Annotated in this window: 13 protein-coding genes; 5 read left to right on the top strand and 8 right to left on the bottom strand. The window is 71.9% G+C overall.

Annotated elements, in window-relative coordinates:
- Nucleotide 1: 1 nt before the first annotated feature.
- Together ACH4U7_RS44575 and ACH4U7_RS44570 are read right to left on the bottom strand one after the other, a co-directional pair.
- Nucleotides 2–694, bottom strand: a complete 693-nt coding sequence (locus tag ACH4U7_RS44575) for a GntR family transcriptional regulator (protein ID WP_398533491.1) — start codon at nucleotides 692–694, stop codon at nucleotides 2–4.
- 189 nt (nucleotides 695–883) lie between these two features.
- Complete coding sequence (locus ACH4U7_RS44570; protein WP_398533490.1) at nucleotides 884–2,278, bottom strand: aspartate aminotransferase family protein; 1,395 nt, start codon at nucleotides 2,276–2,278, stop codon at nucleotides 884–886.
- Nucleotides 2,279–2,507: 229 nt separating this feature from the next.
- Between ACH4U7_RS44570 and ACH4U7_RS44565 the strand changes: the two genes are divergently transcribed.
- Complete coding sequence (locus ACH4U7_RS44565; RefSeq protein WP_398533489.1) at nucleotides 2,508–5,177, top strand: protein kinase; 2,670 nt, start codon at nucleotides 2,508–2,510, stop codon at nucleotides 5,175–5,177.
- Between the two features lie 61 nt (nucleotides 5,178–5,238).
- Nucleotides 5,239–7,080: a DUF4328 domain-containing protein gene (locus ACH4U7_RS44560; RefSeq protein WP_398533488.1), complete on the top strand. Its 1,842-nt coding sequence runs from the start codon at nucleotides 5,239–5,241 to the stop codon at nucleotides 7,078–7,080.
- A gap of 119 nt (nucleotides 7,081–7,199) precedes the next feature.
- Here ACH4U7_RS44560 and ACH4U7_RS44555 read toward each other — a convergent pair whose 3' ends face one another.
- Nucleotides 7,200–8,483 carry an adenylosuccinate synthase gene (locus tag ACH4U7_RS44555; protein ID WP_398533487.1) on the bottom strand — a complete coding sequence of 428 codons (1,284 nt, stop codon included), beginning with the start codon at nucleotides 8,481–8,483 and terminating at the stop codon, nucleotides 7,200–7,202.
- Between the two features lie 154 nt (nucleotides 8,484–8,637).
- Here ACH4U7_RS44555 and ACH4U7_RS44550 point away from each other — a divergent pair, with 154 nt between their 5' ends.
- Entirely contained in the window at nucleotides 8,638–9,660 is a 1,023-nt protein-coding gene (locus tag ACH4U7_RS44550; RefSeq protein WP_398533486.1) for a hypothetical protein, read from the top strand.
- A gap of 16 nt (nucleotides 9,661–9,676) precedes the next feature.
- Here the strand turns inward: ACH4U7_RS44550 and ACH4U7_RS44545 are convergent, their stop codons facing one another.
- The gene (locus ACH4U7_RS44545; protein WP_398533485.1) at nucleotides 9,677–10,234 is read right to left on the bottom strand and encodes a GbsR/MarR family transcriptional regulator; all 558 of its coding nucleotides are present in this window, start codon (nucleotides 10,232–10,234) and stop codon (nucleotides 9,677–9,679) included.
- A gap of 101 nt (nucleotides 10,235–10,335) precedes the next feature.
- Between ACH4U7_RS44545 and ACH4U7_RS44540 the strand changes: the two genes are divergently transcribed.
- Nucleotides 10,336–11,250, top strand: a complete 915-nt coding sequence (locus ACH4U7_RS44540; RefSeq protein ID WP_398533484.1) for an ATP-binding cassette domain-containing protein — start codon at nucleotides 10,336–10,338, stop codon at nucleotides 11,248–11,250.
- Nucleotides 11,247–12,902 carry an ABC transporter permease gene (locus tag ACH4U7_RS44535; protein WP_398533483.1) on the top strand — a complete coding sequence of 552 codons (1,656 nt, stop codon included), beginning with the start codon at nucleotides 11,247–11,249 and terminating at the stop codon, nucleotides 12,900–12,902. Before ACH4U7_RS44540 ends, ACH4U7_RS44535 begins: the two co-directional genes overlap by 4 nt.
- 92 nt (nucleotides 12,903–12,994) lie before the next feature.
- Here the strand turns inward: ACH4U7_RS44535 and ACH4U7_RS44530 are convergent, their stop codons facing one another.
- The 4 genes from ACH4U7_RS44530 to ACH4U7_RS44515 form a co-directional block, all read right to left on the bottom strand.
- A complete protein-coding gene (locus ACH4U7_RS44530; RefSeq protein WP_398533482.1) occupies nucleotides 12,995–14,221 on the bottom strand; it encodes a cytochrome P450 in 1,227 nt (408 codons plus the stop codon).
- 31 nt (nucleotides 14,222–14,252) lie between these two features.
- Nucleotides 14,253–15,209: an alpha/beta hydrolase family protein gene (locus ACH4U7_RS44525; protein ID WP_398533481.1), complete on the bottom strand. Its 957-nt coding sequence runs from the start codon at nucleotides 15,207–15,209 to the stop codon at nucleotides 14,253–14,255.
- A 62-nt stretch (nucleotides 15,210–15,271) separates the two neighbouring features.
- Nucleotides 15,272–16,561: a kynureninase gene (gene kynU / locus ACH4U7_RS44520; protein WP_398533480.1), complete on the bottom strand. Its 1,290-nt coding sequence runs from the start codon at nucleotides 16,559–16,561 to the stop codon at nucleotides 15,272–15,274.
- Nucleotides 16,554–17,396, bottom strand: coding sequence for a tryptophan 2,3-dioxygenase family protein (locus ACH4U7_RS44515; RefSeq protein ID WP_398533479.1), 843 nt, complete (start codon nucleotides 17,394–17,396; stop codon nucleotides 16,554–16,556). Before ACH4U7_RS44515 ends, kynU begins: the two co-directional genes overlap by 8 nt.
- Nucleotides 17,397–17,530: the final 134 nt, after the last annotated feature.

Here is a 17,530-nt window from a genome sequence, read left to right as displayed (position 1 = left end):
TTCAGTCCTTCTCGTCTCCGCTGACCAGGCGCTCGATCAGGGCGACGGAGTGCGCGTTGTACGCGGCTATCAGCCGCTCGGAGACCTCGGCGTCGCCGCGGGTGACGGCCGCGGTGAGCTCGCAGTGCCCGGCCCACAGCCGCCCGCGCAGATCCGGTACGCGCCGCAGATACGGCACCGTGAAGACCCAGGACTGCACCCGCAGCCGTTGCAGGAAGTCGAGGATGTACGGATTGCCGACGAGCCCGCAGAGCTCACGCCAGAAGCGCAGGTCGTAGCCGATCAGTATGTCGAGGTCGCCGGAGCGCGCGGCGCGCTCGGCCTCCTCCGCCCGGCGCCGCACCGAGGCCAGGGCCTGCGGGGTCATGGTGCGCAGGGTCTCCTCGACGGAGTGCCGGAAAAGCCCCTCGACCACCATGTTGCGGGCGTTGATCATGTGCCGGAAGTCCTCGAACGTGAACTCGTGGACCCTGAAGCCACGGTGTTCCTCGACGTCCAGCAGCCCCTGTGCGCACAGATCGAGCAGGGCCTCGCGGACGGGGGTGGCGGAGACCCCGTACTGGTCCGCCATCTCCTTGACCGTGAACTGCCGTCCGGCCGGAAGCCGGCCCGCCAGCACCTCGTCACACAGCGCGTCGGCGATCTGCTGCCGCAGCGTATTGCGCTTCACCGGGCTGGTGCCGGGCACGGGCATCGAGGACCGTCTCCTTCCGCGGCCGTCGTGTCGTACGGATGCGGACGGCCCTCGCATCACGATATGCGAGGGCGTTGCGCGAAGTACGCGAAGAGTGCGCGGGTGAAGCGGTCTACACCGTTATTTGATCTCCATCTGAGCCTACGGGCGCGGCGATACGGGTCGGCGATGGCGTCGTACGGGGTACCGTCAGGCGGTGGTGGTGTGGGCGTCGGCCGCGGAAAGGGCCTCGTCCAGGATCGCCAGACCCTCCTTGGCCTCGGCCTCGGTGATGGTGCACGGCGGGACCACATGCGTGCGGTTCATGTTCACGAACGGCCACAGACCGCCGCGCTTGCAGGCCGCCGCGAAGTCGGCCATGGGCTGATTGGCCGGGCCGGTCGCGTTGTACGGGACCAGGGGCTCGCGGGTGGCCTTGTCCTTGACGAGTTCGACCGCCCAGAACACGCCCAGGCCGCGGACCTCGCCCACACAGGCGTGGCGCTCGGCGATCTCGCGCAGCCCCGGGCCGATGATCTCCTCCCCGATCGCGGCGGCGTTCGCCACGATGCCCTCCTCCGCCATCGCGTTGATCGTGGCGACGGCGGAGGCGCAGGCCAGCGGGTGGCCGGAGTAGGTGAGGCCGCCGGGGTAGGGCCGCTGGTCGAAGTCGGCGGCGATGGCGGCGCTGATCGCGACCCCGCCGAGCGGGACATAGCCGGAGTTGACGCCCTTGGCGAAGGTCAGCAGGTCCGGGGTGACGCCGAAGTGGTCGGCGGCGAACCAGTGGCCGGTGCGGCCGAAGCCCGCCATGACCTCGTCGAGGATGAAGACGATGCCGTAGCGGTCGCAGATCTCGCGGACCCCGGCGAGATAGCCGGGCGGCGGCACCATGATCCCCGCGGTGCCGGGGACGGTCTCCAGGATGATCGCGGCGATGGACTGCGGGCCCTCGAAGGCGATGGTCTGCTCCAGATGCGCGAGGGCGCGCTCGCACTCCTGCCGCTCGTCGGTGGCGTGGAAGGGGGAGCGGTAGAGGAACGGCCCCCAGAAGTGGACGACGCCGGCCGAGGCGGTGTCCGAGGCCCAGCGGCGCGGATCGCCGGTCAGGTTGATCGCGGCGGCGGTGGCGCCGTGGTACGAGCGGTAGGTGGAGAGCACCTTGGTGCGGCCGGTGTGCAGCCGGGCCATGCGGACGGCGTGCTCGACGGCCTCGGCGCCGCCGTTGGTGAAGAAGATCTTGTCCAGGTCGCCGGGTGTGCGCTCGGCGACCAGCCGCGCCGCCTCGGACCGTACGTCCACGGCGAAGCCCGGCGCGAACGTGCACAGCCTGGCGGCCTGTTCCTGGATGGCGGCGACGACCTTGGGGTGCTGATGGCCGATGTTGGTGTTGACCAGCTGGCTGGAGAAGTCGAGGTAGCGGTTTCCGTCGTAGTCCCAGAAGTACGAGCCCTCGGCGCCCGCGACGGCGAGGGGGTCGATGAGCCCCTGGGCCGACCATGAGTGGAAGACATGCGCCCGGTCCGCCGCCTTGACGGCGGCACCGGTGGCGGGGTCGGGCACGGGGCCTGGGGTCGGGGCGGAGTGCGCGGGCTGTGCGGCCACGTTCGGTACCTCTGATCGCTCGGGATCGCTCGCGGGTCTGTCGCGCCCAGGGTACGGATCGGCGGCCCGGGCGCGGCACCGGAGAATCGACACGGTCAGATACGGAACCGATAACGGATCCCATGCGTCGTCCACTTCGCTCTCAGCCCCCTTTATTCTCTGGCCAGAGGCTGATCGCAGGGGCTGATCACAGGGGCTGATCAGGGGAACAGGGGAAGGACAGCTACGCATGGAAGACCTGGGGCCCGAGGACCCTCGTTGGATCGGCGAGTACCGGTTGATCCGTCGGCTGGGGGCGGGCGGTATGGGACGGGTGTTCCTCGCCCATTCACCGCGCGGCCGTACAGTCGCGGTCAAACTCGTACAGACCGAACTCGCGCAACAGGCCGAATTCCGGCGTCGGTTCAAGCAGGAAGTGCGGGCCGCGCAGCGGGTCGGGGGTGAGTGGACCGCGCCCGTACTCGACGCGGACACCGAGGCCGCCACTCCCTGGGTCGCCACGGGCTATATCGCCGGGCCGTCCCTGCACTCGATCGTGTCCGAATCGGGTGCCCTGCCCGAGCGGTCGGTGCGCATCCTGGGCCATGGACTCACCAAGGCGCTGCAGGCCATCCACGGCGTCAACCTGATCCACCGTGACCTCAAACCCTCCAACGTCCTGATCACGATCGACGGGCCCCGCGTCATCGACTTCGGCATCGCGCGCGCCCTGGAGACCGTCACCGACGGCATCCTCACCCGCAGCGGCGCCGTGGTCGGCTCGCCGGGCTTCATGTCCCCCGAGCAGGTGCGCGGCGAGCGGGTCACCCCGGCCAGCGATATCTTCTGCCTCGGGTCGGTGCTGGCGTTCGCGGCGATCGGCCGTCAGCCGTTCGGCACCAGCGACAGCGGGGTGCACGCGGTGATGTACCGGATCGCGCAGGAGGAGCCCGACCTGGACGGGCTGCCCGAGGGGCTGCGGGACCTGGTCACCGACTGCCTGAACAAGGACCCGGCCGCCCGGCCGACCCTGGAGCAGCTGCTGGCCCGTACGGCCGGACCCGAGAACGCAGACGGCGCCGACGACGCGGAGGACGCCGACGAGCCCTGGCTGCCGGGCAGCCTCGTCGCCCAGCTCGGGCGGCACGCCGTACAGCTCCTGGACGCGGAGACCCCGGCCGCGCCGGCGGCGCACGGTGTCCCCGCGCCGCCGTCCACCCCGCCCGTCGGCCCGCCCGCCTTCCCGCCGGCCAAGCCGAGCGTTCCGGCACCCCCCGCCACGCCGCCGACGGCCACGTCGTACCCGCTGGCGCCCGCGGAGCCGCCGACGCCCCCGCCGCCGACCAACCCGCCGCCGCAGACGGCCCCCACCACGCCTCTGGCCGCTCCCCCGGCCACGCCTCCGGCCGCTCCCCCGGCCGCTCCCCCGGCCACGCCTCCGGCCGCTCCGCCCGCCATGCCCGCCGCACCGCCGGTGGGGCCCGTGGCGCCCGCCGCCGCGGCCCAGACGCCGCAGGCGCCGCAGACGCCCGCCGCACCGCCACAGGCGGCTGCCGCGCCCGCGGGCGCGGTGCCCGAGCCGCGGGCGGAGAACGCCGCCGCCGCGCCGGGCGCGCCGACCCCGGAGGCCGCCCAGCCGGCACAGGCCACGACTCCGGGCGCGACGCCGCCGGGCGCCACTCCGCCGGCCGCCACTCCGCAGGCCGCGGTTCCCGGCGCGACCCCGCCCGGCGCGACCCCGCAGGCCGCGGCCCCGCAGGCCGCGACCCCGCAGGGCGCCGAACCGGCGCCCACGCCGCCGCAGGCGTTCGGGCCGCCTGAGGTCACCTCCTTCGACGCCACGCCCAGCACACCCCCCGCGGGCCTGGGCTCCGTCGGCCTGGGCGGACCCGGCGGCCCGGGCGTACCCGGCGGACCCGGCGGACCCGGTGGGCCGTTCGGACCCGCGCCTACGCCTACGCCCACACCCCCGCCCGCCGCCAAGCGCAGCAGGCGCAAGCCGGTCATCATCGCCTCCGCCATCGCCGCGACCCTGGTCGTCGCGGGCGCGGCCACCTTCGCCTACATCGCCTCCAACGACGGCAAGGACAAGAAGCGGGACTACAGCAAGATGACCCACACACCCCCCGCCAAGTCCTCGCCCTCGGACGGGGCGTCACCGTCCGGCGACGACTCGGCCTCGCCCGAGCCGTCCTCGACGTCCCTGGGCTCCAGCGGCGATGTCCCCAACGAGTACGTGGGCGCCTGGGAAGGCGAGATCATGGAGAGCGGTTCGGCCACCGGCAAGATCCGCCGCATCGTGATCAGCCAGGGCACCACCGGTTCGAAGATCATCGAGACCTTCACCGCCACCTCGAGCTCCTTCTGCGCGAGCAAGGCCACGCTCAAGGAGGTGAAGAGCCTTCTGGTCATCGAGGACGAGGAGGTGAACACCAGCATCCCCACGGACGACTGCAGCGCAGTCGGGGAACAGACCCTGAAGCTCGGCAACAACGGCACCATCGCCTGGAACAACTCGGACGGCTCCGCCTCGGCCACGCTGAGCCCGTCGAAGCCCGACGACAAGCCGATCCCCGACAAGTACCTGGGCACCTGGCTGGCCAAGGACGCGTTCGGGGTGTCCGGCGCCACCTTGAAGATCACCATCAAGCAGGGTGCGATCGGCACGGTGGTCACCGAGGACCTCGGGGAGAGCGAAAGGTACCAGTGCGAGACCAAGCGGATTCTGGTCTCGGTCGACAAGGGACTGGTCCTGAGCGTCGGCGAGATCGTCGACGAGACTCCGGCGGATTCCTGTCCGGCGAGCAGCATGCTCACCTTCACCGCCGACGGATCTGACAAACTCCGGGTGCAGTACGACGATCCGGACGACTACAGCAGCGATGAGACCAAGACGCAGACGTTCACCCGCGTAGGCTGAGCGTCCGTCAGTCGATCGCCCCGTCGTCGACCGAGCGCACACGGACAGGAGCCGCACGGCAATGGAGAACCTCGGGGCCCAGGACCCGCGGTGGATAGGCGAGTACCGGCTGCTCGGCAGGCTGGGCGAGGGCGGAATGGGCAGGGTCTACCTGGCCCGTTCCGCCCGCGGTCGCACGGTCGCCGTGAAGCTGGTGAAGGCCGAACTCGCCCGCCACGCCGACTTCCGCAGCCGCTTCAAGCGTGAGGTCGCGGCCGCCAGACGGGTCGGCGGACAGTGGACCGCCCCCGTCCTGGACGCCGACACCGAGGCCGAGGTGCCCTGGGTGGCCACCGGCTATATCGGCGGCCCCTCCCTGCACGACGTCGTCGCCGAGCAGTTCGGGGCGCTGCCCGAGCACTCCGTACGGACCCTCGCGCACGGACTGGCCCTCGCGCTCCGCGATATCCACGGCGCGGGGCTGATCCACCGCGATCTCAAGCCCTCCAACATCCTGATCACCATCGACGGGCCGCGCGTCATCGACTTCGGCATCGCGCGGGCGCTGGAGACCATCGCCGGTGTGGGCACCAATCTGACGGTGGCGGGCGGGGTCGTCGGCTCGCCCGGCTTCATGTCGCCCGAGCAGGTGCGCGGCGAGACCGTGACGACCGCGAGCGATGTCTTCTGCCTCGGGTCGGTGCTGGCGTTCGCGGCCACCGGCCGGCAGCCGTTCGGCAATGTGACCAGCGGGGTGCACGCCCTGCTGTACCGGATAGCCCAGGAGGAGCCCGACCTCGCGGGCCTGCCGGAGGGGCTGCGCGAGCTGGTCACCGGCTGTCTGCACAAGGACCCGGCCGTCCGGCTCTCGGTCGAGGACGTGGTGGCGCGTACGGCCCCGGAGGCCGACCCGGCCACAGCGGGCACCTGGCTGCCGGGCGAACTGCTCGCCAAACTCGGGCGGGACGCGCTCCAGCTGCTCGAGATGGAAGCAGACTCAGACGACTCAGCCGAGTCAGCTACGGACTCCGACACCGCCACGCTGCGGACCACCGGGCCGATCGGGGCCGTGGGGGCCGCTGCGCCCGGCCCGGCGACGCCCGGCACGCCGAGCGGCTACGCGACCCCAGCCACACCCGGTGCGGCCGGCTACCCCGCTTCCGCCGCCCAGCCGGGATATCCGATGGCCGGCGGAGCCGGGCAGCCCTGGCCGGGCGCCGCCCACCACCACTTTCCGGGCCCCATCTCCTCCCCGCCCGCCCGGAGCCTGCGGACCTCGCGGGGCCTGGGCTCCGCCCTGAGATGGCTGCTCGGCGCCTTCGCGCTGCTGTCCGTCGCCCATCTGGGCCTGAGCGGCACGCTGTTCGGCGCGTACGACGACTACCTGGCCGGCAACGATGCCAAGGGGGCGATCAACGACGCCAAGAACTCCTTGGAGATCTTCGAGGTCTTCACCGGGGTGCTGGCGATCGTGCTCGTCGTGACGTTCCCGGTGTGGTTCCGGCGCGTGTACCTGAACGCCACCTTCCTCGCGCCCGGCCGCCAGCGCTACGACAGCGGCATGGCGATCGGCTCGTGGTTCATCCCGGTCGCCCAGCTGTGGATGCCCAAGCAGATGGCCAACGACATCTGGACCTCCAGCACCGCCCCGGGCACCCGGCCCGCCTCCCGCGCGGTGCTGAACTGGTGGTGGGTGCTGTACGTGGCGATGTTCGTCATCGTCGCCGTCTCGACGCTGGCGGAGGCCCTGGCCCGGTCGCCCGAGGACAACCAGGTCGTCGCCGGCCTGGCCATCTTCGACGATCTGGTCTCGATCCCCGCGTCCGTGCTCGCGATGGTCGTGGTGGCCCGTATCACCAAGATGCAGCAGCCCCAGCAGTGGCAGCCGGAAGGGGCGGCCTTCGGGCCTCCCGTCATGCGCTAGGAAGGCCCTTCGGGCCCGTCATGCGCCAGGAGGCCCTTCGGGCCGTGGCCCCTGAGGTGCGGCCGTGGCTCACAGGCTTGCCGTGGCTCACAGGCTCAAGGCCGCACCTCAGCGGCTCATCACAGGAACGAGTTGATCTGGATCGTCTCGTCGCGGCCCGGTCCGACACCGATCGCCGAGATGGGCGCGCCCGACATCTCCTCCAGCGCCGATACGTACTTCTGCGCGTTCTTCGGCAGCTGGTCGAAGGACTTGGCCTGGGTGATGTCCTCCGACCACCCCGGCAGCGTCTCGTAGATCGGCTTCGCGTGGTGGAAGTCGGTCTGGCTGTACGGCAGCTCGTCGACCCGCTTGCCGTCGATCTCGTACGCGACGCACACCGGAATCCGCTCCCAGCCGGTCAGCACGTCCAGCTTGGTGAGGAAGAAGTCGGTCAGGCCGTTGACCCGGGTCGCATAGCGCGCGATGACCGCGTCGAACCAGCCGCAGCGCCGGTCGCGGCCGGTCGTCACGCCCCGCTCACCGCCGATGGTGCGCAGCTTCTCGCCGTCCTCGTCGAGGAGCTCGGTCGGGAAGGGGCCCGCGCCCACGCGCGTGGTGTAGGCCTTGAGGATCCCGATCACGCGGTTGATCTTCGTCGGGCCGACCCCGGTCCCCGTACAGGCACCGCCCGCGGTGGGGTTCGAGGAGGTGACGAAGGGATACGTGCCGTGGTCGACGTCGAGCAGCGTGCCCTGGCCGCCCTCGAAGAGGACGACCTTGCCGTCGTCGATGGCGTTGTTCAGGAGCAGCGTGGTGTCCGCGACAAAGCCGCTGAGCTGGTCGGCATAGCCCAGCAGCTCCTCGACGACCTGCTCGACGGCGATGGCGCGCCGGTTGTAGAGCTTGGCGAGGACCTGGTTCTTGAAGTCGAGGGCCGCCTCGACCTTCTGCCGCAGGATCGACTCGTCGAAGATGTCCTGCACCCGTATGCCGACACGGTTGATCTTGTCGGCGTACGCCGGGCCGATGCCCCGACCGGTGGTGCCGATCTTGCGCTTTCCGAGGAAGCGTTCGGTCACCTTGTCGAGGGTGGTGTGATACGGAGTGATCAGATGCGCGTTACCGCTGATCAGCAGCTTGGACGTGTCGATGCCGCGCGCGTTCAGCCCGCTCAGCTCGGAGAGCAGGACCGCCGGGTCCACGACGACGCCGTTGCCGATGACCGGGGTGCATCCCGGGGAGAGGATTCCGGAAGGGAGGAGGTGGAGCGCGTACTTCTGGTCGCCGACGACGACCGTGTGGCCGGCGTTGTTGCCGCCCTGGTAGCGCACCACATAATCCACCGAGCCACCGAGCAGGTCGGTGGCCTTTCCCTTGCCTTCATCACCCCACTGAGCACCGAGCAGCACAAGTGCGGGCACAGGCGTACACCCCTTCCGGGCGGGGCATGTCCAACGTGCGCGGTGGCTTGTGCCACCACAAGAGCCGTCGAACCGGTGCCCCGGATAGACGAAGCCCCTGGCGCAACAGCGACAGGGGCTCTTGCACCGAGAGATTACCTGAGGAAGGACCGAGGTGTCGGCTCCAGATCCCTGGCAGGTTTCCCCGGACGCCGTCCGGGGGCGCCCCCTGCTTGTGCTCATCGACCCCACCGCCCGTCGAACCGACGGGGAGTCGGTGCGGATCGCGAAAGATGTGCTGTGTGCGGGCGCGCCTGCGAAAATCTGCCTGCCGGAGGGGCCCGACGAGGTCGAGCGGGCGCTCGCCCGCCGTGGCAGCCGCCGGCCCGTCGTGGTCGGTGACCACCGGGCCCTGCTGCGCACCGTGGAGTTGCTGCACCGCAAGCGGGAGCTGGCGGACGCGGCGCTGTCGGTGGTGCCGGTGGGCGGCTCGGCCACGGTGGCCCTGGCCCGCGCCTTGGGCCTGCCCACGGACGCGGTGAGCGCGGCGCGTACGGCGCTCGACGGCACCGCGCACCGGCGTGACCTGCTGGTCGACGAGAGCGGCGGGGTGGTCCTCGGAGGCTTGCGGATCTTCGGCGGGGAGCAGCCGGGCAGCGGGGACGGGGACGTCAGCGGGGCTGGGGACGCGAGCAGGGGCGCGGACGAGGACGGGAGCAGGGACGGAGACGGAGACGGGGACGGGGAGGGAAGCGGGGCGGGCAGCGGCGCGGGCGGCGGTACGGACGGGTACGACGGCGGCCATCAGCCGTGGTGGACCCCCGCGGCCCGTACCGCGCGCACCGCGCTGACGCTGCTGTCGCTGCCGGGCGGCGGCCTGGGCGGCTCCCGGCGGCGGACCCGGCCGCCCGCGCAGCGGCTGCGGGTGGAGGCGGACGGGATGCTGCTGGCCGATCTGGACCGGCCGGTCGAACGGGTCTCGGTGTCCACGTCCGTGGCGGGCCGCGGCGGCCTGGCCGATGTCGTGGTGCACCCGTGTGCCGGGTCCGGCCCGGTCCGCGCGCGGGCGCGGGCGGTCACCGTCTCGGGCCCGGACTTCCGCTACCACGCGGACACCCTGACCCGTGGCCCGGTGCGCACCCGCACCTGGACGGTCCTCACCGAGGCCTGGCGCCTGATGGTCCCCCGGGGGGAGTGAGCGGATGCCGGGAGAGTTAGCCCGTCTTCTGATCTCCCACGCGGGGCGCCTCATGGCGGGTGTTCTCCAAGTGGGCCCGCCAGCGCGCCAGCATGTCGAGCAGCTCCTGCTGCATGAACTCGTAGAACTCCGCGGTCCTGATCGCCCGCGCCCCCGCCGGGGTGTGCGGGCCGAGGATCTTCGCACCGTCCTGCATCGTGTGGTGCCAGCGGGTGAGGATCTGGTCGCGGTTGGACACGGCCTCGTACCAGACCTCGTTGTAGAGGCGGTACTGGTCGCGCCGCGAGCCCGGCTCGCGCTCGCGGGTGATCAGGTTCACCTGGGCGAGGTAGCGGACGGCGCCCGAGACCGCGGCCGGGCTGATCCGCAGCATCTCGGCGATCTCGGCGGCGTTGAGCTTGCCGGAGTCGGAGGCGAGAAGGGCGGCGAAGACCCGGGCGCCCATCCGCTGCATCCCGGCCTCGGTCATGTCCGCGGCGAACCGCTCAACAAACTGCGACACCGCCTCCTCGTCGCGCTCGAAGTCCTCGCCCTCGCCGTCGCGCGCGCTCTCCTGCCGCGTCACCTCCGTCACCGCCGCCTCATCTCCCTTCGCTCACTCGTTCACTCGTTCAATATCAGTTTATACACTTCGCTAACTTCACAATTTTGTGAAACTAGCGTAGCTTCAGAAGCATGACAACGGCAATCTCCACCTCCGGCCTCCACAAGTCATTTGGCCGCACGCATGCGCTGGACGGCCTCGACTTGGAGGTCGAGACAGGCGAAGTCCACGGCTTCCTCGGGCCCAACGGGGCCGGCAAGTCCACCACCATCCGCGTCCTGCTCGGCCTCCTGCGGGCGGACAGCGGAGCGGTCCAGCTCCTGGGCAAGGACCCCTGGCACGACGCGGTCGAGCTGCACCGCCGCATCGCCTACGTGCCCGGCGACGTCACCCTGTGGCGCAACCTCAGCGGCGGCGAGGTCATCGACCTGTACGGGCGGCTGCGCGGCGGCCTCGACCACGACCGGCGCACGGAGCTGCTGGAGCGGTTCGAGCTCGACCCCACCAAGAAGGGACGCACCTACTCCAAAGGCAACCGGCAGAAGGTCGCGCTGGTCGCGGCCTTCGCCTCGGACGTCGACCTGCTGATCCTGGACGAGCCCACCTCCGGGCTCGACCCCCTCATGGAGGAGGTCTTCCGGGACTGTGTGATCGAGGAGCGGGAGCGGGGCCGTACGGTGCTGCTGTCGAGCCATATCCTCAGCGAGGTCGAGGCGCTCTGCGACCGGGTCAGCATCATCCGCAAGGGCCGCACCGTCGAGACCGGCTCGCTCGCCGAGCTCCGCCACCTCACCCGCACCTCCGTCACCGCCGAACTGTCCGGCCCGCCCAACGGTCTTTCCGCCCTCCCCGGCATCCACGACCTCGACGTCCAGGGCAAGCGCGTCAAGCTCCAGGTCGAAACCGACAAGCTGGACGCCGTGCTGCGGCAGCTCGGCGAGTCGGGCGTGCGCAGCCTCATCAGCACCCCGCCCACCCTGGAAGAGCTCTTCCTGCGCCACTACCAGGACGACCTCCACGACGAGGCAGAGGCGGTCGCCCGATGACCGCCGTAGCCGACACCCGCGTCTCGGCGCCCGAGCGCACCGGCTCCCGCGACCTGGCCGGCACCGGCACGCTGCTGCGGCTCGCGCTGCGCCGCGACCGGATCATGATCGCGGTGTGGGTGCTGGCCCTCGGCATGACCGGCAGCAGCACCCTCAGCCGGATGAAGAGCTCGTACGAGACGGCCGCCGACCGGGCCAAGGTCGCCGAGGACATGAACGGCAACGGCGCCATGCGGTCCATGCTCGGGGTCGCGTTCGGCGACTCGTACGGCGCCCTCACCGCCTGGCGGGTGAGCACCTTCCTCATGGCCTTCGCCGGGATCATGAGCGTGCTCATCGTGATCCGGCACACCCGTGAGGAAGAGGAGACGGGGCGCCAGGAAGCGCTGTCCGCCGGCATGGTCGGCCGCCGCGCCGGCCTCACCGCCGCCCTGCTCACCGTCGCCATCGCCAACGCCGCCATCACCCTGCTGGTGGTGGCCACCCTCGCGGGAGAGGGAAGCGGCGGCGCGCTCGCCCTGGGCCTGTCCATCGGCCTCACGGGCATGGTCTTCGGCGGTCTGGCCGCCGTCGCCGCCCAGATCACCGAGAACGCGCGGCTGGCCAGGGGCCTGGCCGCCGCCGCGGTCGGCGTCGCGTATCTGCTGCGCATGGCGGGCGACGCGGCCAAGGACGCCTCGGAGGGCTCCAGCCATGTGCTGGTGTGGCTCTCGCCCATCGGCTGGGCGGAGAACACACGGCCCTACGCACAGGAGCGGTGGTGGACGCTGCTGCTGCTGGCCGTCCTCGCGGCCGCCTCGTTCGCCGTCGCCTACGCCCTCACGGGGCGCCGTGACGTCGGTGCCAGCTTCTTCGCATCGCGCCCCGGCCCCGCGACTGCCGGTAACTCTCTGACGGGCGCGTACGGCCTGGCCTGGCGCCTCCAGCGCGGCACCCTGCTGGGCTGGGTCATCGGCGTCGCCCTCTCCGCCGCCATGCTCGCCGGCGTCGCCAACGGCGCCGGCGACGTCGTCGGGGACAGCGACAAGAACCGCGAGATCATCGAGCGGATGGGCGGGGCGCAGAACATCGACGACGCCTTCCTCGCCGCCATGATCGGCGTCATCGGCGTGATCGTCACGGTCCACACGGCCACCGCCGTGCTGCGGCTGCGCGCGGAGGAGACCGACCAGCGCGCGGAACCGCTGCTGGCCAACGCCGTCAGCCGACTGCACTGGGCCATGAGCCACCTCGTCTTCGCCTACCTCGGCCCGGTCGTCATCCTCGCCGCCGGCGGCCTCGGGGCGGCCATCGTCTACGGAGTCGGGGCCGACGACCTGGGCGGTGAACTGCCGCGCGTCCTGGGCGCCTACCTCGCCCAGATCCCGGCGGTGTGGCTCGTCACCAGCGTCGTGGTCCTGCTCTTCGGCCTGCTGCCCTCGTACACCACGTCCCTCGGCTGGGCCGTGGTCGGAGTGGTCGTCGCCATCGGCTGGCTCGGCCCGGCGCTCGACGCGCCCCAGGGCGTCCTGAACATCTCCCCCTTCAGCCATCTGCCGAAGCTCCCGGGCGAAAGCGTCTCGGCGGCGCCCTTCGTATGGCTGATCCTGGGGTCGGCCGTGCTGACGGCCGCGGGGCTGTGGGGGCTGCGGCGCCGCGACATGACCAACTGACCGGTCCCTGAATGGCAGAACCCCCGTCGTCGTCCACAGGCTGTGGACGACGACGGGGGTTCTGCCGTTCGCGGGTTCTGCCGTTCGCGGGTTCAGACCTCGACCAGCAGCTCCCGGAGCCCCCGGATGACAAACCCGGGATTCCACCGCGGCTCCGCGACCGGCCGCAGCCCCGGCGCCCGCCGCAGCAACGCACCGAAGGACGCGGCCAGTTCGAGGCGGGCCAAGGGCGCGCCCAGGCAGTAGTGGATACCGCCGCCGAAGCTGAAGTGGGCGTTGTCCGTACGGGACAGGTCCAGCCGGTCGGGGGCGGGGAAGCGCTCCGGGTCCCGGTTGGCCGAACCGAAGAGCAGCGCGACCTCACTGCCGCGCGGGATGACCGTCCCGCCGACCTCGATATCGTCCAGCACCCACCGCTCGAACAGCTGGAGCGGCGTGTCGTAGCGCAGCAGCTCGTCGACGGCGGTGGGCAGCAGCGCATCGGGGTCGGACCGCAGCAGCGCGAGCTGATCGGGGTGGCGGAAGAGGGCCAGCCAGGCGTTGCCCGTGGAGTTGACCGTGGCCTCGTGACCGGCGTTCAGCAGCAGCACACAGGTGGAGATCATCTCCTGCTCGGTGAGCCGGTCCCCCTCGTCGTACGCCGCGACGAGCCCGCTGATCAGATCCTCCCCCGGGGCCCGGCGGCGAGCGGCGATCAGCTCACGCAGATACGCCGAGAACTCGACGGAGGCACGGACCGCGCGCCGCGCGGCCTCGTCGCTCGGGTTCAGCTCGAACATCCCGCAGATATCCGCCGACCAGGGGCGTAGCGCCGAACGATCCTCCGGCGGAATGCCCAGCATCTCGGCGATGACGGCCACCGGCAGGGGCTCGGCTACCGCCGCGACAAGATCGCCACCACCCTCGGCGACGAACGCCTCCGCCAGCTCGTCCGCCAGCCGCTCGACGACCGGCGCCAACCGCTCGACCGTACGCGGCGTGAACGCCTTGGACACCAGACGGCGCAGCCGGGTGTGGTCCGGCGGCTCCAGGTCCAGCATCCCGTGGTCGTTGAGCGTATGGAACGGCTCGTGCTCGGGCGGCGGGGCGGTGCGGCCGAACTCCTCATGGCTGAAACGGTGCAGATAGGTACGGCCGAGGCGGCGGTCCCGCAGCAGGGCCCGGACGTCCTCGTGGCGCGGGATCAGCCACTGCCGGGAGCGGGCGTAATAGTGCGCGCGGCCACGCTCGCGCAGCGCCGCGTACGCCGGGTAGGGGTCGGCGACGAAGGAGGGCTGCCAGGGATCGAAGACGGGGGCGGGGGCTGCGCTGCTGCTCATGCCGGGGACGCTACTTCCTTTTCCCATCGCCTCAGCGGCGGGTGTTACGGGTGTTACGGGCGACGTGGGCGATCTCGTCGGCGACCGTGCGTACGGCGGCAGCCGTGGGGTCGATCAGCGGGAAGTGCCCGGTGGAGGCGAGGCGCACCGCCCGGACCGGCTGTCCGGCGCGCCGCGCGGTCTCCGTGAACGCGTACGCCACCTGCGGCGGGACGTCGATGTCGGTGGCGCCCTGCACGATGGCGGTGGGGACGGCGGTGGGGAGCAGCGCGGCGGGATCGGCGAGCGGCAGCCGGTCCTCGTGGTGGGCCTGGTTGCCGGGGATGTCGAGGTCGAGGAACTGGCTGACGGCGTCCGAGCACACCCGCAGCTCGCGGGCGGTGGCGAAGTCCGCGATGGGGGCGAGGGCGACCACGCCGCACACGGGGGGAGGCGAGGGGAGATACCAGGGGCAGTCCGGCGGCAGGACATGGCGGGCCGCCGCCCACAGCGCGGCATGCCCGCCCGCCGAGTGCCCCACGAGCACCACGCGCGCAGGGTCCACGGGCAGCGCAAGACCCCGCGCGAGCCCGGGCACGGTGTCCACGGCGGCCGCGATGTCGTCCAGCGTCTCCGGCCACCGCCCGGCCCGCGGCGGGGAGCCGTCTCCCCTGTGCGGGCCGCCCCGGCGGTACTCCACCGACGCCACCACGAACCCGCGCCCCGCCAGATACGCGGCGAACGGCGAGATATGACGCCGGTCGTACGGGGCGCGCCAGGCGCCGCCGTGGAACAGCAGCACCAGCGGGGCGGGCAGCGCCGCCGCGCCCGCCTCCGCCTCCGCCTCGGGCAGATAGAAGTCGACCATCTGGTCGCGGTGGTCGCCGTACGCCGCGACGCGGTCAGGGGACACGGGCGCGAGGCCGAAGAGGGACGCCTCCTCGGCCTCGGCGGACGCCGTCGGGCCGGTCTGGTCGGCCAGGTCGGCCTGGCCGGCCTGGCCGGTCATCGGTGCGTCGGGCCAGACGGGGTGATGCCCCACGCATGACCAGGCGCGGCGGCGCGGCACGGCTAGGCCACCTCCCCCGGCTCGCCCGGCGCACCCGGCTCGCCCGCCAGCACCGCGGCCAGCACGCGCGCCGCGCGCTCCGTGTCGGCGAAGCCCGTGTAGAGCGGGGTGAAGCCGAAGCGCAGCACATCGGGACGGCGGAAGTCGCCCACGACGCCGCGGCGGATGAGCTCGGCCATCACCTCACCCGCATCGGCGCAGCGCAGCGCGATCTGGCTGCCGCGCCGCTCATGCGCGGCGGGGGTGACGGACTCGACGCGCCCCACCGGGACGTAGGTGTCCACACAGCGCAGGAAGAAGTCCGTCAGGGCGAGGCTCTTGGCCCGTACGGCGGCCGTCGAGACGCCGTCCCAGACGTCCAGCGCGGCCTCCAGCGCGAGCATGGACAGGATGTCGGGGGTGCCGACCCGGCCGCGGACGGCGCCGTCGGCCGGGGTGTACGCGGGCGCCATGCCGAACGGGTCGGCGTGGGAGTTCCAGCCGGGCAGCGGGGAGTCGAAGCGGGGCTGGTGTTCGTGCGCGACGTACAGATAGGCGGGCGAACCGGGTCCGCCGTTGAGGTACTTGTACGTACAGCCGACCGCGAGGTCGACCCCGTGCGCATCGAGCCCGACCGGCAGCGCGCCCGCGCTGTGGCACAGATCCCAGACGACGAGGGCACCCGCGGCGTGCCCGGCCGCCGTGGTGCCGGGCAGGTCGTGAAGGCGGCCGGTGCGGTAGTCGACGTGGTTGACGAGCGCGACGGCGGTGCGCGGGCCGACGGCGGCGGCCATCTCGGGGGCGGGTACGGGCCGCAGGGTGCAGCCGGTCAGCCGGGCGGCGGACTCGGCGATATAGCCGTCAGTGGGAAAGGTGGACTCGTCGACGAGAATTTCGTCCCGGGCCGCATCTCGCCCCTGGACGATCCGTACTCCGCCGACGAGGGCCTTGAAGACATTGACGCTGGTCGAATCGCCGACCACCACCTGCCCGGGCGCGGCGCCGACGATCCGCCCGATGCGGTCGCCGATCCGCTCCGGCGCGGTCCACCAGCCGCTCTCCTCCCAGGAGCGAATGCGCAGCTCCCCCCACTCGCGGGCCACGACGTCGGCCAGCCGGGCGGGGACGGCGGCCGGCAGGGCGCCGAGCGAGTTGCCGTCGAGGTAGATCGTGTCGTCGAGGACGAAGTCGGCGCGCTTGGCGTGGAGCTCGTCGGCGGCGTCCAGCTTCGCCGCCTCCTCGGCCAGCGGCCGGGCCGACGCGGCGGACGCGGCGGACGCGGCGGACGTGTGCTGCTCAGACAGGTCAGACATGGCTGCGAGCCGTCCACAGCTCGGGGAAGACGTTCTTCGCCGCCCGCTTCTCCAGCCAGGCGACCCCCGCCGAGCCCCCCGTACCGGCCTTGGCCCCCATGGCCCGCCGGGTCGCGACGAGATGGTCGTTGCGCCAGCGCCACACCAGCTCGGCGACCTCGGTCAGCGCCTCGCCCAGGCGGGCCGGCGCGGTGTCGTCCGGGCCGGAGTAGATCTCCTGCCACACCCGCTCGACCGCGCCGTCCGGCTCGTACCGCCGCGTGGGATCGCGGTCCAGCACGGAGTCGGGGACCGCGAAGCCCTGGCGGGCCAGATAGCCCAGCACCTCGTCGTACAGGCTGGGCTCGGTCAGGGCCTTCTCCAGCTCCGCGTGCACGCGCGGCGCACCCCGGTGCGGGACGAGCATCGACGCGGACTTCTCACCGAGCAGAAACTCCATCCGCCGGTACATCGCGGACTGGAAGCCGGAGCCCTCGCCGAGCGCGGAGCGGTAGGAGTTGAACTGGCCGGGCGTGAGATGCGCGAGCGGCTTCCACGACGCGTTGAGCGATTCGAGCTCGTACGTGGAGCGCTTGAGCGCGGCCAGCGCGGTGGGCAGATCGTCCTCGCGCAGCGCCTGCGCTGCGGTGTGCCACTCGTGGACGATCACGGTGAACCACAGCTCCATGACCTGGGTGGTGACCAGGAAAACCATCTCTCCGGGGTCGTCGGAGAGCGGGTGCTGGAGGTGGGTGAGCACGGACGCCTGGACGTAGTCCTCGTATGGGGTCGTGCCTTGGAAGTCGAGATTCGGGGTATCCGGCTCGGCTTCGTGCGGGGCAGGCTGATGCGACATCGCCGTCTCCTGAGAATGCTGCTACCGGGTAGCGGTCCGCCCCTTCGTACTCGGCATCGGAGCCCCGGTCCCCTCGGGACCCGCCCTGGGCGGGCCCCGAGCGCATCATGCGTGTCATGCGCACTCATCCGCAA

The organism is Streptomyces sp. NPDC020845 (assembly GCF_044334165.1).
Classification (GTDB): Bacteria; Actinomycetota; Actinomycetes; order Streptomycetales; family Streptomycetaceae; genus Streptomyces.
The sequence above is the reverse complement of the archived record's forward strand: the minus strand, read 5'-3'. Positions and strand labels throughout refer to the sequence as shown.

Coding starts and splice junctions, on each gene's coding strand:
- ACH4U7_RS44575 (WP_398533491.1), bottom strand. CDS start 694: ATGCCCGTGCCCGGCACCAGCCCGGTGAAGCGCAATACGCTGCGGCAG.
- ACH4U7_RS44540 (WP_398533484.1), top strand. CDS start 10,336: ATGACAACGGCAATCTCCACCTCCGGCCTCCACAAGTCATTTGGCCGC.
- ACH4U7_RS44515 (WP_398533479.1), bottom strand. CDS start 17,396: ATGTCGCATCAGCCTGCCCCGCACGAAGCCGAGCCGGATACCCCGAAT.
- ACH4U7_RS44530 (WP_398533482.1), bottom strand. CDS start 14,221: ATGAGCAGCAGCGCAGCCCCCGCCCCCGTCTTCGATCCCTGGCAGCCC.
- ACH4U7_RS44565 (WP_398533489.1), top strand. CDS start 2,508: ATGGAAGACCTGGGGCCCGAGGACCCTCGTTGGATCGGCGAGTACCGG.
- ACH4U7_RS44560 (WP_398533488.1), top strand. CDS start 5,239: ATGGAGAACCTCGGGGCCCAGGACCCGCGGTGGATAGGCGAGTACCGG.
- ACH4U7_RS44535 (WP_398533483.1), top strand. CDS start 11,247: ATGACCGCCGTAGCCGACACCCGCGTCTCGGCGCCCGAGCGCACCGGC.
- kynU (WP_398533480.1), bottom strand. CDS start 16,561: ATGTCTGACCTGTCTGAGCAGCACACGTCCGCCGCGTCCGCCGCGTCC.
- ACH4U7_RS44525 (WP_398533481.1), bottom strand. CDS start 15,209: ATGACCGGCCAGGCCGGCCAGGCCGACCTGGCCGACCAGACCGGCCCG.